Source organism: Nonomuraea sp. bgisy101 (assembly GCF_057708945.1).
Genome location: NZ_JBYITD010000044.1, coordinates 15,398 through 39,727 on the forward strand (window position 1 = coordinate 15,398; position 24,330 = coordinate 39,727).

General features: G+C 70.2%; 25 protein-coding genes. 10 read left to right on the forward strand and 15 right to left on the reverse strand.

The features are described from left to right. Nucleotides 1-4: 4 nt before the first annotated feature. A complete protein-coding gene (locus tag AC3EO4_RS48225; RefSeq protein ID WP_431902761.1) occupies nucleotides 5-1,183 on the reverse strand; it encodes a sensor histidine kinase in 1,179 nt (392 codons plus the stop codon). A 196-nt stretch (nucleotides 1,184-1,379) separates the two neighbouring features. Here AC3EO4_RS48225 and AC3EO4_RS48230 point away from each other — a divergent pair, with 196 nt between their 5' ends. Next, the gene (locus AC3EO4_RS48230; protein WP_431902763.1) at nucleotides 1,380-1,949 is read left to right on the forward strand and encodes a GNAT family N-acetyltransferase; all 570 of its coding nucleotides are present in this window, start codon (nucleotides 1,380-1,382) and stop codon (nucleotides 1,947-1,949) included. Nucleotides 1,950-2,050: 101 nt separating this feature from the next. Then, entirely contained in the window at nucleotides 2,051-2,605 is a 555-nt protein-coding gene (locus AC3EO4_RS48235; protein ID WP_431902765.1) for a YceI family protein, read from the forward strand. Here the strand turns inward: AC3EO4_RS48235 and AC3EO4_RS48240 are convergent. Together AC3EO4_RS48240 and AC3EO4_RS48245 are read right to left on the reverse strand one after the other, a co-directional pair. Continuing rightward, nucleotides 2,547-2,939 carry a hypothetical protein gene (locus AC3EO4_RS48240; protein ID WP_431902766.1) on the reverse strand — a complete coding sequence of 131 codons (393 nt, stop codon included), beginning with the start codon at nucleotides 2,937-2,939 and terminating at the stop codon, nucleotides 2,547-2,549. The genes AC3EO4_RS48235 and AC3EO4_RS48240 overlap by 59 nt on opposite strands. A gap of 140 nt (nucleotides 2,940-3,079) precedes the next feature. Further along, nucleotides 3,080-3,919: an isocitrate lyase/PEP mutase family protein gene (locus AC3EO4_RS48245; protein WP_431902768.1), complete on the reverse strand. Its 840-nt coding sequence runs from the start codon at nucleotides 3,917-3,919 to the stop codon at nucleotides 3,080-3,082. Nucleotides 3,920-4,053: 134 nt separating this feature from the next. On the opposite strand from AC3EO4_RS48245, the gene AC3EO4_RS48250 reads away from it, so the two are divergent. Further along, complete coding sequence (locus tag AC3EO4_RS48250) at nucleotides 4,054-5,043, forward strand: ArsR/SmtB family transcription factor (RefSeq protein ID WP_431902770.1); 990 nt, start codon at nucleotides 4,054-4,056, stop codon at nucleotides 5,041-5,043. Nucleotides 5,044-5,138: 95 nt separating this feature from the next. Here AC3EO4_RS48250 and AC3EO4_RS48255 read toward each other — a convergent pair whose 3' ends face one another. After that, nucleotides 5,139-6,107, reverse strand: a complete 969-nt coding sequence (locus AC3EO4_RS48255; RefSeq protein ID WP_379570182.1) for a DUF1838 family protein — start codon at nucleotides 6,105-6,107, stop codon at nucleotides 5,139-5,141. A 173-nt stretch (nucleotides 6,108-6,280) separates the two neighbouring features. Here AC3EO4_RS48255 and AC3EO4_RS48260 point away from each other — a divergent pair, with 173 nt between their 5' ends. Then, a complete protein-coding gene (locus tag AC3EO4_RS48260) occupies nucleotides 6,281-6,742 on the forward strand; it encodes an SRPBCC family protein (protein ID WP_431902772.1) in 462 nt (153 codons plus the stop codon). Nucleotides 6,743-6,770: 28 nt separating this feature from the next. Here AC3EO4_RS48260 and AC3EO4_RS48265 read toward each other — a convergent pair whose 3' ends face one another. From AC3EO4_RS48265 to AC3EO4_RS48300, 8 genes are all read right to left on the reverse strand, one after another. Next, on the reverse strand, nucleotides 6,771-7,400 hold the full coding sequence (locus AC3EO4_RS48265) for a hypothetical protein (RefSeq protein ID WP_379570186.1): 630 nt from the start codon (nucleotides 7,398-7,400) through the stop codon (nucleotides 6,771-6,773). Further along, entirely contained in the window at nucleotides 7,397-8,029 is a 633-nt protein-coding gene (locus AC3EO4_RS48270; RefSeq protein WP_379570188.1) for a hypothetical protein, read from the reverse strand. Before AC3EO4_RS48270 ends, AC3EO4_RS48265 begins: the two co-directional genes overlap by 4 nt. Nucleotides 8,030-8,238: 209 nt before the next feature. Further along, the gene (locus tag AC3EO4_RS48275; RefSeq protein ID WP_431902774.1) at nucleotides 8,239-9,732 is read right to left on the reverse strand and encodes a multicopper oxidase family protein; all 1,494 of its coding nucleotides are present in this window, start codon (nucleotides 9,730-9,732) and stop codon (nucleotides 8,239-8,241) included. Between the two features lie 13 nt (nucleotides 9,733-9,745). Then, complete coding sequence (locus AC3EO4_RS48280; RefSeq protein WP_379570192.1) at nucleotides 9,746-10,216, reverse strand: hypothetical protein; 471 nt, start codon at nucleotides 10,214-10,216, stop codon at nucleotides 9,746-9,748. Further along, the gene (locus tag AC3EO4_RS48285) at nucleotides 10,213-10,572 is read right to left on the reverse strand and encodes a hypothetical protein (protein WP_379570194.1); all 360 of its coding nucleotides are present in this window, start codon (nucleotides 10,570-10,572) and stop codon (nucleotides 10,213-10,215) included. Before AC3EO4_RS48285 ends, AC3EO4_RS48280 begins: the two co-directional genes overlap by 4 nt. Before the next feature lie 46 nt (nucleotides 10,573-10,618). Next, nucleotides 10,619-13,375, reverse strand: a complete 2,757-nt coding sequence (locus AC3EO4_RS48290; protein ID WP_431902777.1) for a helix-turn-helix transcriptional regulator — start codon at nucleotides 13,373-13,375, stop codon at nucleotides 10,619-10,621. Nucleotides 13,376-13,545: 170 nt separating this feature from the next. Then, on the reverse strand, nucleotides 13,546-14,496 hold the full coding sequence (gene bla / locus AC3EO4_RS48295) for a class A beta-lactamase (RefSeq protein ID WP_431902779.1): 951 nt from the start codon (nucleotides 14,494-14,496) through the stop codon (nucleotides 13,546-13,548). A gap of 123 nt (nucleotides 14,497-14,619) precedes the next feature. After that, nucleotides 14,620-15,237, reverse strand: a complete 618-nt coding sequence (locus AC3EO4_RS48300) for a TetR/AcrR family transcriptional regulator (RefSeq protein WP_431902781.1) — start codon at nucleotides 15,235-15,237, stop codon at nucleotides 14,620-14,622. Here AC3EO4_RS48300 and AC3EO4_RS48305 point away from each other — a divergent pair. Then, on the forward strand, nucleotides 15,167-16,264 hold the full coding sequence (locus tag AC3EO4_RS48305; RefSeq protein ID WP_431902782.1) for an FAD-dependent monooxygenase: 1,098 nt from the start codon (nucleotides 15,167-15,169) through the stop codon (nucleotides 16,262-16,264). The genes AC3EO4_RS48300 and AC3EO4_RS48305 overlap by 71 nt on opposite strands. On the opposite strand, the gene AC3EO4_RS48310 is transcribed toward AC3EO4_RS48305, so the two are convergent. Beyond that, nucleotides 16,261-18,033 (reverse strand): NAD+ synthase, encoded by a 1,773-nt coding sequence (locus AC3EO4_RS48310; protein WP_431902784.1) that lies wholly within the window; start codon nucleotides 18,031-18,033, stop codon nucleotides 16,261-16,263. The two genes, AC3EO4_RS48305 and AC3EO4_RS48310, sit on opposite strands and share 4 nt — an antisense overlap. Nucleotides 18,034-18,359: 326 nt before the next feature. On the opposite strand from AC3EO4_RS48310, the gene AC3EO4_RS48315 reads away from it, so the two are divergent. Continuing rightward, nucleotides 18,360-18,830 (forward strand): pyridoxamine 5'-phosphate oxidase family protein, encoded by a 471-nt coding sequence (locus tag AC3EO4_RS48315; protein ID WP_379570206.1) that lies wholly within the window; start codon nucleotides 18,360-18,362, stop codon nucleotides 18,828-18,830. Beyond that, nucleotides 18,827-19,816, forward strand: a complete 990-nt coding sequence (locus AC3EO4_RS48320; protein ID WP_431902786.1) for an NADPH:quinone reductase — start codon at nucleotides 18,827-18,829, stop codon at nucleotides 19,814-19,816. The genes AC3EO4_RS48315 and AC3EO4_RS48320 overlap by 4 nt, the downstream gene beginning before the upstream one ends. A 192-nt stretch (nucleotides 19,817-20,008) precedes the next feature. Here the strand turns inward: AC3EO4_RS48320 and AC3EO4_RS48325 are convergent, their stop codons facing one another. Continuing rightward, nucleotides 20,009-20,770 (reverse strand): class I SAM-dependent DNA methyltransferase, encoded by a 762-nt coding sequence (locus AC3EO4_RS48325; protein ID WP_379570210.1) that lies wholly within the window; start codon nucleotides 20,768-20,770, stop codon nucleotides 20,009-20,011. Nucleotides 20,771-20,866: 96 nt separating this feature from the next. Further along, nucleotides 20,867-21,820: a helix-turn-helix transcriptional regulator gene (locus AC3EO4_RS48330; RefSeq protein ID WP_379570212.1), complete on the reverse strand. Its 954-nt coding sequence runs from the start codon at nucleotides 21,818-21,820 to the stop codon at nucleotides 20,867-20,869. A 63-nt stretch (nucleotides 21,821-21,883) separates the two neighbouring features. Between AC3EO4_RS48330 and AC3EO4_RS48335 the strand changes: the two genes are divergently transcribed. The 3 genes from AC3EO4_RS48335 (at nucleotide 21,884) to AC3EO4_RS48345 (ending at nucleotide 24,302) form a co-directional block, all read left to right on the forward strand. After that, nucleotides 21,884-23,029, forward strand: coding sequence for an epoxide hydrolase family protein (locus AC3EO4_RS48335; protein WP_379570214.1), 1,146 nt, complete (start codon nucleotides 21,884-21,886; stop codon nucleotides 23,027-23,029). Between the two features lie 185 nt (nucleotides 23,030-23,214). Continuing rightward, nucleotides 23,215-23,907: a hypothetical protein gene (locus AC3EO4_RS48340; RefSeq protein WP_379570216.1), complete on the forward strand. Its 693-nt coding sequence runs from the start codon at nucleotides 23,215-23,217 to the stop codon at nucleotides 23,905-23,907. Beyond that, nucleotides 23,904-24,302 (forward strand): hypothetical protein, encoded by a 399-nt coding sequence (locus AC3EO4_RS48345; protein WP_431902789.1) that lies wholly within the window; start codon nucleotides 23,904-23,906, stop codon nucleotides 24,300-24,302. Before AC3EO4_RS48340 ends, AC3EO4_RS48345 begins: the two co-directional genes overlap by 4 nt. The last annotated feature ends 28 nt before the right edge of the window (nucleotides 24,303-24,330 follow it).

Below are 24,330 nucleotides of genomic sequence, written 5' to 3' on the forward strand. Positions count from 1 at the left end.
GCGTTCAAGCAGCCTGATCACGTGGCCACATCCAGCGCAGTGTGGTGCCCTCGCCCGGCGCCGAGGCGACGAGCACCCGCCCGCCCGCGGCCGCCATCCGCTCGACGATGGAGCCGGAGATCCCGCGCCGGTGCGGGGCGACCTGCTCGGGGTCGAAGCCGCGACCGCGGTCCCGCAGCTCCACCACGATCCTGCCGTGCTCGTCGACCTCCGCGCGCAACGCGGCCTCGGCCACCCCCGCGTGCCGGTTCACGTTGGTCAGCGCCTCCCGGACGCCGTGGAAGACGGCCAGCGCCGGTGCCGCGGGCACAGGCGGCAGCCCGCCGATGTCCTGCCGTACGCGCACCCCCGGATGCAGGGTCGCCGTGGCCAGCAGCGCGCCGAGGTCGACCCGACCGGCGTCCGGACCCGAGGACACGGTGAGCATCTTCAGGTCCTGCCTGGCGCGTTCGCGCACGTCATCGTGGGCCTCGCGGGTTCCCATCGCGACCATCAGCAGGGTCGTGCTCGCCGTGTCGTGCAGTGTGGCGAGGTACTCACGCTCGACCGCGCGCCTGGCCGCCGCGACGGCGGCCTCCCTGCGCCGTGCCGCCACCCGCTCGGTGAGCCTGTCCACCGCGCGCACCTCGGAACGGATCAGCACATAGGACAGCCTGGCCAGGGCGACCTCCATCAGCACCCGCACCGCCGGCAGCACCGCAGGCGACCAGTCACCGGAATGCGCGACGGCGGAGCCGGCGACGTAGGCGCCGAGCGCCAGGACCGCCAGCCCACTCCCCACCAGCGGCCTGGTGCACCATTCGAACGGGTACGTCACGGCCGTGATCGAGATCAGGGCGTACACCCAGCTGGCGGAGTCCTGGCCACCCGCCACCGCCTGGCCGACTCCCATCGCGGCGAGCACCACGACGTCGACCGCGACGACCGTCCACGCCCTGGACACCGTCCCGTTCCCCGCCCGGACGAGCCGAAGAACGGACCAGCCGATCGCGAGGATCGCCAGCACGGCCGTCTGCGGCCTGGTCCCGCCTGGCGCCGCGAGCACACCGAACACGCCGCAGGGCACGACGGTCGCCGAACGCAACCAGACCGAATAGCGGCTCGCAGCCCGGACCAGCTCCCGCTCCGCCGCCCCCGAGACTTTCCCGCGCGCCTCTCCCGCCTCCTGGTGCCCCTCAACCACCGCACAAACACTATCGAACTGGACACAGTCAAGACCGGAACTGCTGAGGATCCGGCACCGTCAGCCTCCGGCGGCACCGACGGCCCGGTAATCCGCTTGCCCGAATACGGCCCGGCGCAAAGAATCTTCGCCATGGTCTTCCAACGCCGCGACTCTCACCATCCCGACATCACCACACCTATTGAGGATCACAGCCGTGAGCCATGCCATACGTGAGTACAACCCCGCGGACGAGACCCCCTGGCTGCGCTGCCGGGCACTCTCCTTCCTGAACACCGCCTACTTCGACGATGTCCTGCAGAGCAAGCCCACGATCCCCGCGCCGGGCTTCGAGCTCGTCGCGGCCAAGGAACGCGGAAGCGTCATAGGGCTCATGGACGTCACCGTCGACGGCGAACTGGCGACCATCGACACCCTCGCGGTCCATCCCGACCACCAGCACCAGGGCATCGGCCGCGCGCTCCTCTCCGAAGCCCTCACCCGGGTCACCGCGCTCGGCGTGCCGACGCTGGACGCATGGACCAGAGACGATCCGAACACCTTGCGCTGGTATCGGACCAGCGGCTTCACCGAGAGCGAGCACTACCTCCACGTCTACGCGAACCACTACACCGACGCGGGCGAGCCGGACCGAGCCATCGGCGAACGACGGCCAGGGCTACGGCCGATGATGGTCTTCCTGCACGCCGACCTGCGAGAAGAGCAGTCCATGCGCGAGCGGTTCGCACGCGTCCATGTCTGCCGACGCTTCGTGCTGACCGTCTGAGCCACACCCCGCCGTCGAGCCGCATCCCTCGCGGGAGGGTCGTATGAAGGCTCCGGACGCCTGACGGTACGTGCGCCCTTCGGTGGGGTTAGCCTGGGAGTGTGGGCATCACCGCTGGTAGCTACACGTTGGGACCGGAGTCTGGACGGATCCTGGTCAAGACGACGCGTGCCGGGCTCGGCGCGAAGGCCGGCCATGATCTCACCATCGCGGTCACCCGCTGGCGCGGCGATGCCACCGTCGACCCCGCCGACCCGGCCGGCTGCTCGGTGACCGTCGAAGTCGACGCCGAGTCGCTCGAAGTCCAGGGAGGAACCGGCGGCGTCAAACCTCTCACGAGCTCCGATCGCGAGGAGATCGAAAAGATCATCCGAGAGAAGGTCCTTCACTCTGAGCGCTACCCGACGATCACCTTCCGATCATCGCAAGTCACGGGAGGTACGGAGTCGTTCCGCGTGGAGGGCGACCTCGACATGCTCGGCGTCGCCCGGCCCATCCAGGTACAGGGCTCGCTCGCCGAGGATCGAGTGCACGGCTCGGCGGCCATGGCGCAGTCCCGATGGGGGATCCGGCCCTACTCGGCGTTCTTCGGCGCGCTCAAGGTGAGCGACGACGTCGAGGTGCAGTTCGACATCGGCCTCGTATCGAAGGAGTGACCCCGACCGCGAAGCGCGATCCTTGCTCGCCGCCAAGAGGTCGCGGCATCGACGAGCGGGCGCCGAGTGACGGCAGGACGATCCCCACCAGGAAGAGCAGCGATGACCACTGGTGCAACTGCCGCATGAGCCGACCGCCAGGCGCCTCGAAGGCGATCTCCACCTCCGCGGCGTAGGCGGCGCTCACCTCGGCGCCGCGTAATGGCTCGTAGGGGCCGTCATAGAACGCCTGGCCGCTCGACGGATAGAAGAACGCGAGGAAGGCGCCGGTGAGCACGACGACCACGAAACAGTAGACGAGCATCTCGCTCATCAGCGTCTTGTACAGCCTCATTCGGCTGAGTTCATCACGGATCAGGACGCGACGATCTCGCCGTTGTCGTCATCCAGGACGCGTGCGATCGGAGGACGTCGGCCAGGTCCGGACACCTGCCACGTCAGCAGTGGGCGTCCGAGCCGTCCTCCCTGCCTCGATCAACGACGGAACAGGGCGTCGAGTTCGCCGAAGTCGAGTGAGCCGTCCAGTGCCGTGAGACCTCCCGTGCCGAGCAGTTCCGCGGCGGCTCGGCGGGCCGCGGTGTAGGCGGCCTGGGCCAGCGCGGTGCCCAGGCTGATCCTGCGCACCCCGGCCTGCGCGAGCTCGGTGACACCCGGTCCGCCTGCGACGGCCATCGCGTTGACCGGCAGCGGCGACTCGGCGCAGAGAGTGCTCAGCACGTCCAGGTCGAGAAGGCCGGGCACGAAGATGCCGTCGGCTCCCGCCTCGGCGTATGCCGCCGTGCGCGCCAGTACCTCGTCCAGCCGGCCGTCGGGCGCGCCGATTCCGAACAGGAAGACGTCGGTGCGCGCGTTGACGAACAGTTCCTGCAGGTCCGCGGCGGCCGCGGCGTCCCTGGCGGCGCGCAGCCTGGCGCCCTGTTCGGCGATGTCGTACAGGGGACCGCCGACGGCCGTGGAGTCCTCCAGGTTGACGCCCACCGCACCGGCCTCGATCACCGCCCGCACGGTCGCGGCGACGTCCGCGGGGGCCGGCCCGTAGCCTCCCTCCACGTCGACCGTCACCGGCACGTCGACGGAGTTCACGATGCGCCGCGCGGCCTCCACCATCTCGTCCCGGCCGAGCCGTTGCCCGTCCCCGCGGCCCAGTGACCATGACACGCCGCCGCTGGTCGTGGCGATCGCCGGGGCGCCAGCCGCGGCGATCACAGCGGCGCTGGCGGCGTCCCAGGCGTTGGGCAGCACCAGCACGGACTCGGTGCTCAGGCCGCGGAACAGCCGAGCGGCAGCGGTGGAGGAGGTGGTGTCAACAGACATGTGCATGACCGCCTTCGCGTCGTTCCGATTCTCGGCACTCGCGTCGCGGGCGCCTGCTCCAGGGATGCTGCTGGGCCGGGGAGCGGGCGTCCACTGATTAAGCTCAGACCGAATGTGGAAGCAGTGGAGGCGACATGAAGGCGCGGCTGACCTTTTCGGTGAACGATCTGGCCGAGACCCGGTTCGCCGTCTCGCCCATGTGGGAGGTCGTCACCAGCTTCAGAGCGCTGGCCGCCGCCGCGGTACCGGACCTGCACCTCGGCTGGGCCGACCAGGTGCGTCCGAGGCTCGCGGCCGCGGGTCTCGATCGCGGTTGGCTGGCCGACATGATTCCGCCCGCCGGCCACCTCCCCGACTTCCTCAACCCGGCGCCGACGTCCGCGTCCCCCGGCCTCGCCGGCGAGCTGGCCGCCATCGAGGCCACCGCTCCTGATCAGGTACGGCGGGACCTCGACGTGCTGGCCGCCGAGCGCGAAGGCCGGTTGTCCTCCCGGCTGCGGAGCCTTCACCGGACACCTGAGACCTACCTGCCGCGAATCGTCGCGGAGATCGATGTCTACTGGCGGCTCGCGATAGCGCCTTACTGGGGCAGGATCCGCTCGGTGCTCGAGTCGGACGTCTTCTACCGGGGGCGCCAGGTGGCCGAGCACAGTACGGCCCAGGCGCTCGACGAGCTGCACCACACGGTGCGGTGGGTCGACGGCAGCCTCCACCTGGCGCAGCGGCACTGCGCCATCACCAGGATCGAGACAGGAGCCGGGCTGCTCCTGGTGCCGTCGGTCTTCGCCTGGCCGCGGGTGCTGACCCGGACCGCCGCGTCGGAACCACCCCAGCTGGCCTACCCGGCGCGCGGGATCGGCACGTTGTGGGAGCGCCGGACACATGCGCACATGGACGCCCTCGCCGCCGTGATCGGCCGATCCAGGGCGCTGATCCTGGCCGAGCTGGACTCCCCAGCCTCGACCACCGAACTCGCCCACAGGTCGGGCCTTTCGGCGGCGGGCGTGTCCCAACACCTGACCGCGCTGCGAGCCGCCGGCCTGACCAGCACCCACCGGGCGGGCCGCTCGGTGCTCTACGCCCGCACCGAGCTCGCCGATGCCCTCCTCACGGCGCAGACGTGAAGCATGCCGGCGATGCGGCGGCGGTGCGCCGCGAACGCCTGCCGTTCACGGGTCGATCCCCGCGATCCGGCAGGCGTGATCGTCACCTGCGGTCATCATGCCTTTCCATTGGCGGCGCACCAGCCGGTCCACGTGGTGGCGCCCTTGCCCAGCTGCTTGTTGTAGAAGGAGGTCCAGGAGTTCTCGCTCGGGCCGGGCTCGGTGGGGGCGGCCTTGTAGAGCGGGTGGGCGGCGTCGATCTCCGCCCGCAGCCACGGCTCGATGTCCAGGTAGGACGGCAGCGACCAGCTGCGGGCGTGGTAGGTGAGCTGCCCGCGGACGTCGGTCTCCGGCAGGCACATGAACGGCGCCCACGGGCTCGTCCTGGACCAGCTGATCTTGGTCTTCATCGCGCCCTTGGGGACGGTGCCCGCGATCGTGCGGACCGCCACCTCGCGGTCGTCGACGTAGAAGTCGAACATCTCCTGGGCCGCGTAGACGCCGTTCACCAGGCCGAACTGCTCGCCCAACGAGGTCTTGAAGTCCGTGCGAACCGGGATGTCGCTGGTCCACACGGTCTCGTCGTGCATCTTCCGCATGGGCGGGCCGACGTAGGAGGGGGTGACGTTGAACGGGCCGAAGTTCACCGCGTCGTTGTTGATGGGGACGACGGGGTAGGTCTTGAGATCGATCGGGTTCTTCCATTCCCGCAGGATCTTCGTGGGGTCGGCGGGGTCGGTGTAGAAGACGATCTCGCGGGAGAGCTGGTAGAGCTGCGTGGTACCGGGTACCCGGTACAGCCGCCTGATGTTGTAGCCCTCGAGGTTGAACAGCTTCTGGCCGTGGCGCAGCTGCGGGTCGTGAGCGTTGCCCTCGATGTTGGCGTAGACGGATCCCGAGATCCGGAAGACCATGTCCCGCCCGTCCGGACGCCCGTTGGTCTGCAATGACAGGAGCCCGTTCTTGTCCGTCACCGTCTTGTAGACCGGCCCCGGGTCGGTCGGATCATCCGTCGCCGTTCCCGCTGCCGTGCCGGGAACGGCGACGCACACCAGGAGCGCGGTAAGGGCTGCGGACAGGGTCAAACCACGACGCTTTAACACGAGTGCTCCTGCGGTGCTGAAAGGGTGACAGGGACCGCTGTGATCATTCCAGCTGGCGAGACCCGGCCTCAACCAGGCCCGCACCGCACCCGCTTCCCAGCCCCAAGGAATCTTGCGACAATTCCGCGACAGAACGCGCAAGTACGGGAGGCCGGGTGTCGAACAGCGTGCTGACCCACGCATTCCACGTGGACGCCGCTCCGGAGAAGGTGTTCGAGCACCTCACGACTCCGGAGAGCTACATCGGACTGTCCCCTCTCGTGGTCGCCGTCAGCGATGTGGACCGCGCGGAGCCCGGCGTGATCCGGTACACGGCCGTCGAGCGCTTCCGGTTCCTCTGGATCTTCACGCACGACAACCCGATCGACGTGGCCCTCCACACCGACGGCCTGTCCGTCTACGGCGAGGTGCGGAGCCCGGGACGCGTTCACATGGCCTACCGCTTCGACCTCGAGCCAGACGGCACCGGCACACGGGTGAGCGACCGGCTCGACCTGACGGCCCCGTGGGTGCTGGCCGGGTTCGCCGCTGGCCAGGCACGCAAGGTCCAGCTCGCCCGCGCCCGGATCCTGGCCGAACGGTTGTCCACCGCCCAAGAGGGCGCCGCCCGCGACTGACCGGGAAGGCGCCCTGAGCTCGTTGTCCTCAGGCACGCGGCGTACGGTCGTCCGTCGACGGCCCGACCACCGGAAGGTGGGGAATCGCGCTGGCGAGCCCCAGCACGACGACGAACGAGGCGACGAGCACTGCGACCCACGCGCCTCGCGGTTCGCTGAGTGCGAGCCGCACGCCGCCGATCATGGGCGTGGCCAGCGTCAGGGCCGCGAGGAGGGCCGCGCCGGCGACGCCGGTGACGAGCCGGGCCCAGCGTGGCCCGCGACCGGACACCGCATATCCGCCGCCGAGCGCGATGGCGGCCACGGCGACCGCCCCACCACCCAGACCCCGCGTGAGGAACTGGACCAGGGCGCCCGGCATGAGCATCGGCACGATGGCGAGGGCGAGCGGGGCAAGGGCGAGCCACCTCCACCGGGACCGGCCCCCGGTCCGCCGCAGGTGTTCGGCCCAGCCGAGCAGCCCGCCGGTGACGGCGCCGGGGAGGAGGATGGCAGCGAACGTACCGGCCCAGTCGATCTGGGAGGAGGTTCCGGCGAGCTCGGACATGTAGGAGCGGAAGCCGGCCGCCCAGGCGATGCCGCAGATGGTGCCGGCGGTGACCAGGACGAGCCCGGAGCGTGGACGGCTATCGGCCGTCCCGGACGCCGGGCCGGTCACAGCCGTTCCATACGGGCGTTCGCCGGGATGGCGTCGGTGCGCGCGAGGGCGAATCCGAGAGCGGCGAAGATCAGCATCCACACCCCGATCGTCAGCCGGGCCACGACGAACGGCCCGAAGATCGCCGGTGTGAGAGGGACGATCACATAGACGCCCAGGATCAACGGGATGTAGCGTCGCCAGCCGACCCACTGCCGCGCCCTGACCACGGCGATGCCGAGCACGATGAGAGCGGCACCGTTGAGCAGGGACAGCACTCCGTAGATGCTGTCCACGATGTCCGTGGCCGGCGAAGGGTAGGCGGCGTGCGCGACCGAGATGGCGACCAGTTCCTGTACGGCCAGCAGCACCATCGACACCACGCTGCCGATCCCCCCGATCAGGGCCGGTACGCCGCGGCCGGCGAACCCGGATCGCCACACCACCATCAGGCCCCAGGCGATGGCCAGGTGGTGGAGGAAGAAGAACGACTGGATCGCGGTGAACCCGCTTGCGCTGAGCGGGAAACTGAACCGGTCGTCGGCCACGGCAGGCGGTACGAAGGCGAGGAACACCCCCGAGGCCGCGCCGGTGAACCCAGCGAGAAGGAGTGCCCAGGCACCCGTCTTCCTCGCCATGATGTCGTTCATCAACTCCACCCCTCAGTCGCGGTGCCGGTGGCCGCGCGTGACCCGAGCCACCATCTGAACGCCACGTGCACAGTCCGTTCCGTACGGCCTGACGCTAGATCGACGACCCTCCCGGGAAATCGGGTGTTTCCCTATGTGCTCACCTCGGCCGGCCGCCGGCCGAGTTCGGCACGGCAGCGGATGCCCGGATCGCGGTCGACGCGGGCGAGTCACTCCGGCTCGTTTCCCGCCGTCCCGCCCAGGACGAACGGCGTGGTCACTCCCTCGTACATCAGGTGGGCGATGAGCCCTTCGGACGCATGCGGCAGGTTGTGGCAGTGGTCCAGCCAGATGCCGGGATTGTCCGCGACGAAGGCGATGTCGTACGACTCACCGTCGCCGACGTCGAGCGAGTCCACCCACCAGGGACTCCCGACGCTGCTCACCCCGTTGCGGCCGAGTACCACCGCGTGGTGGCCGTGAAGGTGCATCGGATGCACCTCTCCGCTGTGATTCGAGATGCGCATCCGTACCACGTCGCCCTCGGAGACGACGAACATCGGCACGTCGGGGAAGAGGTGGCCGTTGACGGTCCACCACAGCCCTGGGTGCCCGTCGAGAAACCCCGGCCGGCGCCCGATGGCGTACTCGAATCGTCGATCGGGCCTGTCCTGGGCGAATCCCAGAGGCGCCTTCGTGCCGTACGAGAGCAGGTCCAGCGTCGTGGTGGGCCGCCGGACCGGGGGTGCGTCGTACGACGTCGAACCGAGCACGACGGCCGACGGACCGCCGAGATGGACCCGAACCGGCGAATCGTCCTCCGGCATGATCACCTCGATGTCGGCACGGCCGCCTGCCGTGACCAGCACCCCTGTGTCGTGGACCGGGGTGGGCCCGTTCAGATCCGTGCCGTCGACGGCGACGAGCCGGAACGGTGCACCGGCGACCCATGCGGACATCGGGGCGTTGTCGGTGTTGATGACCCGCACACGCGCCCGTTTCCCGGGCGGAACCTCGACCTGTACGTCGTCCTCGCGGCCGTTGACGGTGCGGGCTCCGCCGTACAGGTGCACCAGGGCCGCCATGTCGACGACCTCGGCAGCCTGCTCCGCGGGGGTCACCACCACGGCACCGAGCAGGCCGCCGCGGACCTGCTCGTGGGACACCTGGTGGGAGTGGTACCAGAAGGTGCCGGCCTGGTCCGCGACGAACCGGTAGGTGTGCTCCTCGCCGACACCGACCGCGTCCTGGGTGACACCCGCGACCCCGTCCTCGGCGTTGGGCACATCGACGCCGTGCCAGTGCAGCGTGACGCCCTCAGGCACCGACTCGTTGACCAGCCGTACCTGCACCAGCTGTCCCGCGGTGGCGCGGATGTCCGGGCCGGGCGACCGGCCGTTCAGGGTGTACCCGTCGACGACTCGGCCTGAGGCCAACCGGAACGCTTCCTTACGGGCAGTCAGCGTGACGGCGACGTCGGCCGTGCGTCGCGGGTCGGCGGTCAGCGCGTTGACGCCGCGCTGAGCCGTCGCGTGCTGACCGTGCCCGCCATGCGTCATCGCGCTGACGGCCGGGCCGCCGCCGTAGTCCGCGTACCCCATGTCCATCGCGGAGTACGTCCCCGGAAGCAGGCTGGCCTGCCAGAGCCAGATCAGCGGCCCGAGGACGACGACGGTCGCGCCGCACGCAATGCTGACGCGGCTGCCCCGGCGGTTCCGACGCACCTGGGTGTGCCCGTCAGGTCCGCGGCGCGAGACGCGCCTCTGGATCCACCGCCTGGCTCGCGCCCGCGTTGCGAGCCAGGCGCGCGGCGTGGATCGCCGCGCTGAACAGCAGCAGGGCGTTGAGGCCGTGCAAGGCGCCCAGGACAGGGATGTCGTGGCCGAGGACGCCCAGGGCGACCTGCGCCACGACGAGCAGCAGGACCAGGGCCGCCCACTTCACCGCTCCAGGGATCTTCGTGAAGAAGGAGCAGATCAGCAGAATCAACGCGGTCAGCGGGATGATCATCGTCCCGACCATGCCGTGGATCGCGTAGCCGAGAACTTCGGGGAAGACGAACGCGCGGCTTTCTATGACCGCCGCGTCGAGCACGCCGCCCTCCATGACCCATTTGCCTTGCCCTGCGACGGCGAAGACCATCGCCATCGACTGGATGACGACCTGGGCCGCGACGACGATGGCCAAGATCTTGTAAGCGGTTCTCATGTTGTTCTCCCCTTCGGATGGGGCTCGTTGAGCGGATCCACCACGTCGCCGCCCTCGGCGCATCTCCCGGTCGTCGCGCTCTCGATCGCCTCGACGAGGCGGTGGACCGGAATCTCCGCCTGCCGGCATACCTGTGCGACTGAGGCCGGTGAGCCGGCCGCGAACAAGCAGAAGGCGACCTCGTCCTCGGGCACGAAGAGCGTCAGGAGAAGATCGACCGTACGTCCCTCGGCCGACAGCTCTCCCGCGCAGCTGCCGATCCTGTGCGCGGTTTCCTTCAGCAGTTCGTCGGTCAGACCCGGGCGGTACCACTCCACGAGGTAGCGCGTCAGGCTCGGCGGTGCTCGATGCGGCATGGGCTGAACGTAGTTCGCGCCTTCGCCGGGGAAATCAGGTGTTTCCCTATGTGTTCAGCTCGGCCATGCGCTGCCCGAGCTCGGCGCGCGAGCCGATGCCCAGCTTGTGATAGACGCGGGCGAGGTTGGCCTCGACCGTCTTCGGGCTGATGAACATGGCCGTGGCGACCTGGCGGTTCGTCATTCCGCTCGCCGCCAACTCGGCCACCCTTCGTTCCGACGGAGTGAGCTCCGCGCCGCCTGACGGACTCGTGGTGACCCGCTCGAGTTCGGCCCTGGCGCGTGCGGCCCACAGGGAGGTGCCGAGTTCGTCGAAGACCCGGACAGCGGCCCGCAAGGCTTCGGCGGCGGCACGCTTCTGACGCCGCCTGCGCTGGATCTGCCCCAGCACCAGCTGTGTGCGGGCCAGTTCGAACGGCATCGGCAGCCGCTCATGTTCGGCCAGGGCCAGTTCGGCGGCTGCGAGCGCGGCGTCCAGGTCTCCCTGTGCGGCCAGCAGAAGGCTTCGACAGCGTGCGCCGAGCGCCAGCGCCCAGGCGCGATCCAGCCTGCGGCCGTTGGCCTCCAGCCGATCCACCAGCGCGGCTGCCTCTTCCAGCCGCCCCACCCCGACGAACGCCTCCACGGTGTCGGGGGCGAACGGTGCGGCCGTCGGTTCTCCGTACCCCATGACCGTCGCGGCCTCGGCCAACGGACCCAACGTCGCGGCCGCGGCCGCATGGTCGGCCAACGACACGTCCAGAAACCCCAGGGTCACCATCGGCCAGACGGTCACCGCCAGGCAGCTGCCCCGCTCGAAGATCGCCAGCGCCTGAAGGGCGGCCTGGCGCGCCTGATCGGGCTGACCGGCATACGCGGCGACGTTCGCCTGGGCCGACAGCGCGATCGCGAGGGGGAAGTCGGTGCCCAGCTGCCACGCCCGTTCCAGAGTGTCCTCGGCGATCGAACGCGCATCGGCGAGGTCGCCGCGCCAGCACTCGACGATCACGGTGTGAAAGGCCGTGAACATCAAGTCACTCTCCTCACCCCGCTCGAGGCAACGCCGCCGCAAGGCGAGCAGGCCGTCCCTGGCCTCGTCCAGCCGTCCCGTCCAGGCGAGCAGCAGGCTGCTGATCAAGGTCGGACGCAGCATCACCGGGCCCGGAATGTCGGGATTCTCCAGGGCAAGGGCGCGCTGTAGCGTGGGCTCGTCCAGTCCATGACCGCTCAGGAAACGGATCATGACGGAGGACGCGAGGGCCTTGGCCAACAGGTCGGAATCCTCCAGCCGCTCGGCGTCGGCCACGGTGTCGTCGACGATGCGCAGGGCGTCGGGGATGCGGCCGAGGTTGACCAGCACGAAGAGTAACTCGATCAGGATCGGCGCCCGGAGCCGCGGGTTCCCGTCCGCTTCGACAAGCGCCTGCTCCAGGTAGCCTGCCGCCTCTCGGTAGCTGTCGTCATGAAGACGCACCGTCGCCAGCAGGAGGAGCGCCTCGGCGCGGGTCTGTCCAGGACCGAGCGCATCGACCACCTTCTCCAGCATCGCGCGAGCCCTCATCGGGTCACCGGCGTCGAAGTGGTGCTGAGCCGAGCGAATGCGGCGCTCAGGCGCGTCAGCGCCGAGCCCGACCGCCAGGTCGAGGAGTTCCGCGGCGGCTGCGGGCGCGCCCCGGGAGCGCGCTCGAACAGCCGCCCTGTCGAGCGCCGCCACGGTATCCGCGTCGGCACGTACGGCGGCGAGCGCCAGGTGGCGGGCGCGTTCCTCCGGATCTGCCACGATCATGGCTAGCCGGCGATGCATGGCGCGCCTGCCTGACGGTGGCGCGACCGCGTAGACGCCCGTGCGGAGCAGCGGATGCGTGAACCGGACCCGGTGGCCGTCGATCCGGATGAGGCCGGCGCCTTCTGCTTCGCCGAGCAGACGGTCGACCTCGGCGGGATCGGAACGCACGGCGAGTTGAACGAGCTCGACCGTTGGCTCGGCAAGCGCCGCAGCCGCGAGCAGCACCTGCTGCACGTTCGCGGAGCCCTTGATCCGCGCCTGCACAAGCTGAGCCAGCGTGCTCGGCAACGGTGATGTCACGTCGGCCGCGCCGCCGAGCCCGATGTCCCGGGCCAGCTCCACCGCGTAGAACGGATTGCCGCCGGACACCTGCTGGATACGGACCATCATCGGCCGGGGAAACGAGCGACCGGTCCGTTCGCGGAGCACCCCGTGCAGGGCGCCAAGGCTCAACGGCCCCACCCGTAAACGGTGAGTGGCATGAGGATCCAGCAGCCGAAGTGATGGCCCGGGATCACCACGCTCCTCTGTCCGTAGCGTCGTGAGCACACCGACCCGCGAGCTCAGCCGCCTGACAGCGAACTCGATGGCGCCGGCGCTGGAGCGGTCCACCCATTGCAGGTCGTCGATCGCCAGCAGTACCGGGACCTCGACCGCCAGCCGCTCGACGACAGAGAGCAACGCCGCGCCGGTCGCGCGACGATCGGTGGGCGCCCCGCCGGTTCCGCCCCGCAGCAGGACGACATCGATCGCACGACGCTGCGGCTCCGGCAAGGCCTCGAATACCGAGCCTTCGACGCCCGAGAGCAGGTCGGCCAACGACGTGTACGACAGCTGCGCCTCGGCGGCCGCCGGCGCGGCGGCCAGGACACAGAAGCCCCGCCGACGTGCCTGCTCCGCGGTCGCCAGCCAGAGCGTCGTCTTCCCGATGCCCGCTTCGCCCTCCAGCAGCAACGCTGCGGGCCGCGCCTCCAGCGAATCAAGGAAACTCGCAGCCGCCTGGAGCTCTGCCTGGCGGCCGACGATGTCCGCGCACATGCCGCAAGCCTCTCAGCCGCCGCCGTACGGCGCACCATGGTTGGACGCTACATTCTTCGCCCACAAGTGGCGCGCGGGCCGCCAGAGCGCGCGGCAGCTCGGTCGGGCGTCTCGCGGTCCGCGGCGGCTGGACGTACTCCGCGAATTGGACGTACTCCGCGAGCCGGACGTCAGAGCTTGCCGAGCCCGCGAGCCAGGATGGTGGCGGTCTTCGCGATGGCCGCGTTGTCCGTGGCGAGGCCTGGAGTGCGGGTGGTGTAGATCGCCATGATGATCGGAGCGGCGCCCTTCCCTGGCCAGATGACAGCGATGTCGTTCCCGCCGCCGAACCCGTCGGAGTTGGTGCCGGTCCTGTCACCGATCGTCCAGGTCTTGGGCAGGCCCGCCCGGATGCGCTCGGCGCCGGTCTTGTTCGCGAGCAGCCAGGCGTTCAGCTGCTCCCTGTCCTTGGCGTCCAGCGCGTTCCCCGTCGCGAGTACCTGCAGGTCGCGGCCGATGGCGGCGGGCGTGGTGGTGTCGCGCTTCTCCTTGCGGGTCCAGTCGTTGAGTTCGGGGTGCCAGCGGTCCATCCGGGAGATCGGGTCCTTCAACGTACGGAAGTACCTCGTCAGGCCCGCGGGTCCGCCGATCTGCTTGAGCAGCAGGTTGGACGCGGTGCCGTCGCTCTGGGTGACGGCCGCCTCGCACAACTTGGCGACGGTCAGGCCGTCCTTGACGTGCTTCTCGGTGACCGGAGAGTTGGGCGTCATGTCGGCGGCCGTCCACGTGACGAGCTTGCTCATCAGGCCGGGCTCGGAGGTGCGCGCCTTGTGCAGGACGGCCGCGCAGAGAGGCGCCTTGAAGGTGGACAGCAGGGGGAAGCGCTCGCCCGCCCGGTACGTCACCGTCTTTCCGGTGGCCGTGTCCATGGCATACGCGCCGATGCGGCCCTTGAAGGACGCCTCCAACTCGCGCAGGTCCTTCTTGACCTGGGCCTCTCCGGGAACCTTGACCTGGGCCACTCCGGGAGCCGCTGCCGGCGCCGCGACGGCTGTCGCGGCCGAGGCCGTACTCCCGCCGAGAGCGCCACCGAACAGGAGAGAGATCGCCAAGGCCCTCGAGAGGGGGCGGAGGTGTCGCATGTCAGGTTCCTTGCTGCCGTCTGTCAGAGACAAGGAGCCAAGCAGACGTGATCAGATGATGTCTAATAGCGATATCGGGAAGCGTCCGATATCGATTTCTCTATGAATGCTCGATACCGCAGGTCAACCCCTGGGGACGGCCGGCGGCAACGGCACCCCGGCGCTGCCGTACACCATGACCTGGACCACGCCCTGGACGACGTCCCTGCTGACGCTTCCTGGCGGCGCGGTGACCAGGGTGAACAGCGCACCCCCGTAGAGCGCGATCAGCGCGGGGATCTTCTCTCGCGGGATGGCGAGGCCGAGCTTGTCGTGGTGCCCGGCCGTCAGCTGCGACGCCGTGTCCCGCAGGCCCGCGAGCGCCGCGGCCAGCGCCGGCCTGCGCGCCGCCTCCAGCTGCAGCTCGAAGATCGCCAGATAGCGGTCACGCAGCGTGGTCGCCGCGGTGAGCAGCGATTCCGTCAGCAGGTCGACCAGCGTGGCGGGCCGCTCGGTGGCCCGGTCGGTGTCGGCGTGATGCAGCTCGGCGATGCGCTCCGCTGCGGCCACCAGCAGCGCTTCCCTGCTGCGGAAGTAGTTCGAGGCCGTTCCCGGCGGAAGGTCCGCCTCCTTCTCCACCGCGCGGTGGGTCAGCCCATGCACGCCCGACGACGCCAGCAGCCGGATCGCGGTGGGCCTGCACCGCCTGGGGCACGAGGTGACGCTCTTCGAACGGGGCGCCGAGCTCAGGGAGGCGGGCACCGGGATCGTGGTCATGCCCAACGGGCTCCGCGCGCTGGACGCGCTGGGCCTGGCCGAGGACGTTCGCGGGCATGTTATGCGTGCCGTCCGCGCGGGGCTGCGGGACTGGCGCGGACGGCCGCTGCTGGTCACCGATGCGGTCCAGGCGCGGCAGGAGGTCGGGACGCCCGCCATCATCGACCGGGCGGAGCTGCACCGGGTGCTACGCGCCCCGCTGCCCGCCGACCTGGTGCGAACCGCGACCCCCGTCCAGCGCCTGGAGCCCGACTCCACCGGGGTCACCGTGATCAGCGGCGGCGGCCCCGTCGCGAGAGCGGACGCCGTGATCGCGGCCGACGGCATCGGCAGCAGGCTGCGCGGACAGCTCTTCCCCTGCCATCCAGGGCTGCGGCGGACAGGCCGGATGGACCTGCGCGGCATGCTGCCCAGGCCTGCCGGCCTGGTGACGGACCTGCTCGCCAGCCAGCTGGTCGACCGCCGCAGCGGGGCGATGTTCGGCCTGTTCCCCGTCGGCGAGAACCGCCTGTACTGGTTCACCGACTCCGTCCTGCACGGCACGCCGCCCGGCGCGGACGAGGCTCGCCGGCAGATGCTGTCCCTGATGGCCGACTGGCACCCTCTCGTCACGGAACTGATCGAAGCCACCCCGCCCGCCGACATCTTCGTCGACCCGATCACCGGTCTGGCCGAACCCCTGCCCTCGTTCACGGCCGGCAGGATCGCGCTCCTCGGCGACGCCGCGCACGCCATGCCGCCCGACCTCGGCCAGGGCGCCGGCCAGGCCTTCGAAGACGCGGCCGCGCTGACCCGCCACCTGGCCGGCGCCGAGCCGGCGGACGTCGCCCAGCGGCTCCTGCGCTACGACGCCGAGCGGCGGCCCAGCGCCAACCGCATGATGCGGGCGGCGTCCCGGCAGTCGCGGCTGACCTCACAGACCGGCGTCGCCGCGTGGCTCCGCGACGCGTCGCTGCGCGCCGTACCGTCATGGCTGGCCACCCGGCGGCTCGCCGCGCTCTGGCGCGCCTAGCCAGGTGTCTCGCGCCAGCGGTTGGTGACGGGCAGGCGGCGGTCCCTGCCGAAGTTCCTCGGGGTGATCTTGGGGCCGGGCGGGTGCTGGCGCCGCTTGTACTCGGCCAGGTCCACCAGCCTGATGACGCGCGCCACCAGGTCGGGGTCGTGACCGGCGGCGATCAGCTCGGCCGAGCCCAGGTCCTTCTCGACGTAGTCGTCCAGCAGCCGGTCCAGCACCTCGTACGGCGGCAGCGAGTCGGTGTCGTACTGGTCGGGGCTGAGCTCGGCGCTGGGCTCCTTGGTGATGGAGTTCTCCGGGATGGGCCGGGCGACGTCCATGCGGAACCAGCCGTCGGTGTGGGCGTTACGCCAGCGCGACAGCTCCCAGACCATGGTCTTGGGCACGTCCTTGATCGGCGCGAAGCCGCCCGCCGAGTCGCCGTAGAGGGTGGAGTAGCCGGTGGCCAGCTCGCTCTTGTTCCCTGTGGTGAGCACCAGGTGCCCGTGCTCGTTGGACAGACCCATCAGCACCATGCCGCGCACCCGGGCCTGGAGGTTCTCGGCCGCCGGGCCGGTGAGCTCGATCTCCTTCTCGAAGCCGGTGACGACGCCGTCGATCGGCACCAGGCGCGCGTTGACGCCCTGGCGGCGCACCAGCTCCTCGGCGTCGGCGACGGAGTGCTCGGAGGAGTAGCGCGAGGGCATCATCACGACGTGGACCCGGTCGGGGCCGATGGCGTCGGAGGCGATGGTGGCGGTCAGGGCCGAGTCGATGCCTCCCGACAGGGCCAGGATGACCGACGTGAAGCCGTTCTTGGCCACGTAGTCCCGCACGCCCAGCACCAGCGCCGCATAGACCTCGGCCATGTCGTCCAGCCGCGGCGCGACCGAGGGCGCGACGGGCGAGTCGATCGTCACGGGCTCGCTGGAGAGCACGAACCGGTCCACGGTGATCGTCGTCCCGTCGCCCGCGTCGTAGGCCGTCCTGCCCGGCTCCCGGTCGGCCACCGGCAGGTCCAGGTCCACCAGCAGCAGTTCCTCGCGGAACTGCCCCGCCCGCGCGACGAGCTCGCCGTCGGCCCCGACCACGATCGAGTCGCCGTCGAAGACCAGCTCGTCCTGCCCGCCCACCTGGTTGACGTAGGCCAGCGCGCAGCCCGCTTCCCGCGCCCGCCGGGCCAGGAGCTCCAGCCGGACGTCGTCCTTCCCCCGCTCGTACGGCGAGGCGTTCGGCGCGACCAGCAGCCCGGCGCCCGCCTGGCCGACCACCGCCACGGGCCCGCCCTCCTGCCACAGGTCCTCGCAGACCGCGACGGCCACGTCGACGCCGTGCAGCCTGAAGACGGGCAGCCGGTCGCCGCGGACGAAGTAGCGGTACTCGTCGAAGACCCCGTAGTTCTGCAGGTGGTGCTTGGCCGTACGGGTGACGATCCTGCCCTGGTGGAGCAGGGCGGCGCCGTCCAGCGGTGCGCCCTTGGGCCGGCCGACACGCGGCGCGAGGTCGGCCCGGTCCATGAAGCCGACGAGCACGGGCAGCTCGCCGAGCCCCTCCTCGGCCAGCCGGGCCGCCGCCTGCTCCAGCGCGGCGATCGAGGCGTCGACGAAGGATGAGCGGAGGACCAAATCCTCCACGGGATAGCCGGTCAGGAACATCTCGGTGAACAGGACCAGGTGCGCGCCGCCGGCGGCGGCCTGGCGCGTCCAGTCCAGCAGCTTGGCGGAGTTGGCCGCCAGGTCGCCGACGACGGGGTTGGTCTGTGCCAGGGCGATGCGCAGGTGTGCCACGGAGATCAGGCTAGTATGGGCGGATTTTTATCGTCAACCTGACGATAAACAGCCATTTTGCTTGATCGCCGGGCGAGCGCCTCGGTCCGTCACGCCCGCGCCTCGTGGGCGGGGATGGGCCACCACCCCTTTCCGGTGTACGTGGTCTCCCCATGTACGCTGGTCGGCAGGCGTGTGACGGCGAGATCGGGGCCGCGGCCCGGCTCGCGCCCGCGATGCCGCGAGATCGCGTACGGCACGGCGCCGCGGGTCCGCGCGCACGCGTCAGCACGAGACCTTGATCTCCTCCCTCAAGGCTGAAGCTCAGCCCTGCCGAAGGAGAGACGATGAAGACGATCGACGACGACATGCGCCTGATCGTGGACAGCGCCCGGCTGTCCTTCGTGGCCACCGTGTGCCCCGACGGCTCGCCCAACCTCTCGCCCAAGGGGTCGATGCGGGTATACGACGACGAGCACATCGCCTTCATGGACATCGCGTCCCCGAACACGGTCGCCAACCTCGAACGCGACCCGCGTATCGAGATCAACTCGATCGACTTCTTCCGCAGACGGGGCTACCGGTTCAAGGGCACGGCGGAGTTCCGCGAGCCGGGCGATCCCGTCTACGAGTGGCTGCACCAATGGCTGCTCGACCTGAACGGTCCCGGCTACCCCGCCCATCGCGTGATCCTGGTGCGCGTGGAGCGGGTGCTGCCGATCCTGTCCCCCGCCTACACCTTCGGCGACGCCGCGGAGGACGACCTCAGGCAGGCGTGGGCGCGTATCTACCTCGGCGATCTGGACGAGGAACGATGAGCGACCAGGAGACCATGACCGCGGCGTACATCACGCGGCCCGGTCCTGCGGACGAGATACGGGTCGGCCGGCTACCGGTGCCCGAGCCCGGCTCGTCGGAGGTCCTGGTGAAGGTGCTGGCACTCGCCGTCAACCACGTCGACACCTTCGTCCGCTCCGGCGCCTACCGCACCCGCCTGCCCTACCCGTTCGTCATCGGCCGCGACCTGGTGGGGAGCGTGGTCACGGAGGCGCCGGGGTTCGCCCCCGGCGACCTGGTGTGGAGCAACAGCCTGGGGCTCGACGGCCGTCAGGGATCCTTCTCCGAGTACGCCGCCGTGCCCGCCGACCGGCTGTACCACCTGCCCGGCGGCGTGAACCCGGAGAACGCGGTCGCCTCCCTGCACACCGCTGCCACCGCACACCTCGGCCTGTTCAAGCAGGCCGGCCTGCAGGTCGGGGAGACGGTCGTCGTGACCGGCGCGGGCGGCGGGGTCGGCACGGCCACCGTCCAACTCGCCGCGGCGGCGGGCGCGCGGGTCATCGCGACAGCGCGCGAGGACGACGTCGACTGGTGCCGACGGTGCGGCGCCGACGAGGTCGTCGACTACAGCGACCCGGACATGTACGCCGAGATCGCCAAACTCGCCCCTGACGGGGTGAACGTGTTCTGGGACAACTCCGGCCGGCACCACCTGGAGCAGACCGTCCCCCTGCTCGCCCTCGGCGGCCGGATGATCATCATGGCCGGTCTCGCCGCCGCCCCCGTGCTACCGGTCGGGCAGCTCTACACGCGCGACGCCAGCCTGCGCGGCTTCGTGATCAGCAACGCCACCGTTCCCGAACTCGCCGCGGCGGCCACGGCGATCAACCACCTTCTGGCTCGCGGCACCCTGGTCTCCAGGATCGGGACGCGGCTGCCGCTCACCGAGGCCGCCCGATCCCACCGGCTCCAGGAGGGCACCGACCCCCACCTCCCCCGCGGCAGGATCGTCGTCCTCCCGTGACGCGGTCGGCTTCCGCGAGACGGCCGGAACAGCGCCCGGCGAGCCCGTCGCCGCCGTCGCCCGTGACGCGGTTTCGCTTCCGCAGGACGGCCGGAGCATCGTCCGTGCAGCCCGGCCGAGCCCGTCGCCGCCGCCGTGCTGATGCTGCTGAGATGCCGCGGATCTTCGCAGGTGTCCGGTCCGCGGGCGGGGCTAGCGGCCCGGCGGGATGCGGTAGACGGACACGTGGGAACGCGACTCGGCGGTGAAGTCGGCACCGGCCCAGTCGGCATGCCTGGACTCCAACGCGAACCCGGCCAACTGAGCCATGAGGTCGAGCTCGGCCGGCCAGATGTAGCGGTGCGGGCTGCGGAACAGCCGAGCCTCCCTGCTCTCATCGAACCTGAAGTGGTGCGAGACGACGTGCTGGCGCAGAAGGTCGTAGGTGTCCAGGCCGATGTAGCCGGGCTCGCAATGGAAGACCGTGGCCTGCTGACCCGGTGGAAGTTTGCGCAGCTCAGGCACCCAGAGCTCGATCACGAACCGGCCACCGGGCGCGAGGTGACGCGCGGCGTTACGGAAGCACGCGACCTGCTCGGCCTGGGTGAGCAGGTTGGAGATCGTGTTGAAGACAAGGTAGACGAGCGTATACGTCCCCGGCGCGGCAGCGGTCGCCATGTCGCCGACGATCACCGGAATCGTCGCCTCGTCCGCCTTCGTCCGCAGCTGGTCGATCATCGGAGGCGACAGCTCGATGCCGGTGACGGGCACCCCCCGCTCGGCGAGCGGCACGGCCACACGGCCGGTTCCGATGGCGAACTCGAGCGCCCGTCCATCGCCCGCGAGCTCGGCGAGGCGGTCCACGGTCGGCTCCAGGACCTCGGGCGCGAACATGCCGGTGCCCGGCGTGTCATAGCGCTGGGCGGTCTCGACGTCCCAGATCTCCTCTTGGCGCATGCCGTCAACGATCGTCATGGGTGTACGGGTTGTCCAACGATTTTGTGAGTCACGGTCGCACGCGTGCAGGCCGCCGGCGGGAGCCGCAGCCGTGAGGCCGACACGCGGAGTCGGTCAGGTGGCGGTGGCGGAGGCGAGGCGGGCGCAGAGGACGCGGATGCGGTCGACGAGCTCGGGCGGCTCGTGCACCTCGAAGTCGATGTCCATCAGTGCGACCCATACGGCGAGTTCGTCAAGGTCGTTCGCGCCGCTGGACAACGTGCAGGACCACTCGTCGATCGGCTCGATCGTCCCCACGGTGGCCGACATGTGCTCGGCGACGACCTCGGCCGGAGCGTGCATCGTGAAGCGACCCTGGTACCGATAGGGCGCGCTGGAGATCGACCGGGACATGTAGGCCGCCACGTCGGAGTCGGGCAGGTCGCGGGGGGCGAACCGGGGTCCGTTCGGCGTCCGCAGGCTCAGGCGGTCGATCCGATAGGTGCGCCAGTCGGCCCGGCCGGTGTCCCAGCCCAGCAGGTACCAGTGCCGCCCCGAATGGACCAGCCGGTAGGGCTCCGCGGCGCGGACGCTCTCCTGCCCGTCGCGTGTCCGGTAGTCGAACCGCAGGGTCTCATGGTCGCGGCAGGCGGCGGCGATCAGCGTCAGAGACGCCGGGTCCACCACCGAACCCGCCCGTCCCATCGGCACGGTCATCGACCGCAGTGCGTGCACGCGATGCCGGAGCCGGGACGGCAGTACCCGCTCCAGCTTGGCCAGCGCCCGCACGGAGGTCTCCTCGATCCCCGACACCGAGCCCCCGGCCGCCGTCCGCAGCCCCACCGCGACCGCCACCGCCTCGTCGTCGTCCAACAGCAGCGGCGGCAGCTCGGTGCCTGCGCCGAGCCGGTAGCCGGCCGTGCCCGCGGTGGCGTGCACGGGATAGCCGAGCTCGCGCAGCCGCCCGACGTCACGGCGGACGGTCCGGGCGGTCACGCCGAGCCGCTCCGCCAGCTCCACGCCCGACCACTCCCGGTGGGTCTGCAGGAGTGAGAGCAGTCTGAGCAACCGGGCCGATGTCTCCAACATGTTCTCCAGCTTGCCCCACTCCTAGGACCGGACTTGTCCTAACTCGTCCCTAGCGTGTTCTCCATGACGTTCACCACGGGGATCAGCCCGTTCCGCATCGACATCCCGCAGTCCGCGCTCGACGACCTGCACGACCGGCTGGCGCGCACCCTCTGGCCCGACGAGCTGCCCGGCGTCGGCTGGTCGTACGGCATCCCGGTCTCGTACGTGCGGCGGCTGGCCGAGTACTGGCGCAGCGGATACGACTGGCGGAAGCACGAGGCGGAGCTCAACGAGTACCCGCAGTTCACCACCGAGATCGACGGCCAGAACATCCACTTCCTGCACGTACGGTCCCCCGAACCGGACGCGCTGCCGCTGGTACTCACTCACGGCTGGCCCGGCTCGATCGTCGAGTTCATGAAGGTCATCGGCCCGCTCACCGACCCGCGTGCCCACGGCGGCGACCCCGCCGACGCCTTCCACGTGGTCGCTCCGTCCATCCCCGGCTTCGGATTCTCCGGCCCCACTCGCGAGACCGGCTGGGACCTGAGCCGGGTCGCCCGCGCGTGGGCCGAGCTGATGAGCCGCCTCGGCTACGAGCGCTACGGCGCCCAGGGCGGCGACAGCGGCTCGGTCATCTCCCCCGAGCTCGGCCGCGTCGCCCCCGACCAGGTGGTCGGCGTGCACGTCAACGGCGCGCTCGGCTTCCCGACCTTCGACCCGGCCGAGATGGAGGGCCTCACCGAGGCCGAGCAGGCCCGCATGCGGCTCTACGCCGACGACGACCGCTCCGGCTACGCGATCATCCAGGCCACCCGGCCGCAGACCGTCGCCTTCGGCCTGCACGACTCCCCCGCCGCCCAGCTGGCCTGGATCGTGGAGAAGTTCAAGGAGTGGACCGACCCCGCGCACGACCTGCCCGAGGACGCGGTCGACCGTGACCAGATGCTCACCGACGTGACGGTCTACTGGCTGACCCGCACCGCCGCCTCGTCCGCCCGGCTCTACAAGGAGGGCTCGGCACAGTGGGGGGTGCCGGTCGAGCGCTCGGAGGTCCCGCACGGGGTCGCGGTCTTCCCCGGCGACGGCGGGATCCGGCGTGTCGCCGAGCGCGAGCACAACGTGATCCACTGGTCGGAGTTCGACCGGGGCGGTCACTTCGCCGCCATGGAGGCCCCCGACCTGCTGGTCGACGACGTCCGAGCGTTCTTCCGCAAGGTCCGCTGACCACGGGCTCCGCGTGGCGGGCGCTCCAGGACCGCCCGCCTCGGCGAGACGCGCACGCACGAACTCCGTCACACCTGCGTGACCCGGCTGCTCAACCTGGGCGTACCGCGTGACCGAGCGCGACACCCTCGCCTGATGTTCTCGTAGGCCATCGTCCCCACAAGGTGAGCGATGGCCTACAAGGCATGGCCGAGGACGCATTCCTGTGGAGACATCCCTCAGGTATCTGCTTGTCTGACCCGGTGACTCGAGTACTTGATCTCGTCGTGCGGTTCGCTTCCAGCGGCCGGCTCGGTTCGTTGGACTGCGGGATGACGTTGCAAGGCGTCGAGGAACTGATCGGGCCTTTTCACGACCGCATGCACGATTCCAAGCCCCGTCGCCGGCGACCCAGGCTCTACTTCTGGGACGACGTGGAAGTCGTGATCTGCCATGGACTCGTCGTCGACATAGGTCTGCCCCTCTGGCGCGAGTCGGTCACGTTACCCGATGGCCTCCGCGGACAGGAGGACATGCCCATGCCGTCCCATCTCCCCCTCTCCGAGGTGCTCGATGCCCTCGATGCGGCGGGATGCGCGTGGAAGGACGCCCCGGAACTCGTACTCGGCGACAGGGCACGCGGGGTGCGCACCCTCACCCATGGTGTGTGTCTGGTTTTCGGCCCGGAGGGCTGTGACACGAGCGCTCTGCGACTCCACAAGATCTACAAGCCGGATCCCGGCCCAACGTCGCCGGTCGCCCGAGACTGGCGTGTGCAAGCGAACGGCTCGGACGCCGTCCAGGGGCATCCGCCTGGCAGCAACCACAGAGGGACCCCACGGCAGGCCGATCCAGAGTGCAGGACCGCCAGGCCCAAGAGACGGACAATGGGCCGATGAGCTGGGTAGCCAACGTGATGGTGTCGGTCCATCCGGATGACCGTCCGAACGTGGCGGCGTTGAGCGAGTGGCTGCGGACGGAGGCGCCGCTGCGAGGGGATCCGCCGAGGCAGGGGTGTGGCTTTCTCCGCGAGGCCACCGGTCAGAACACGGCGTGGGGCGGGGGGAAGTACCCAGAGTGCGACGTGTGGGCCGGCGCGCTCAACCACGCCGACCTGAACGCTGTCCTTGACCACATCGCGCAGATGCCCTGGCGGTGCCCGAACGCATTGCAGTTCTTCGTGATGGATCAGGAGGACTGGTTCTTCAGGGTGTGGATGCTGAGGGGCGGTGAGCTGCGGCAGTACGCGCCGATCAAACCCGACGAGGATGACCTGGACTTCTATGCAAACTGATCGCTGAACGAGGCGGCTGGGCGTCCTG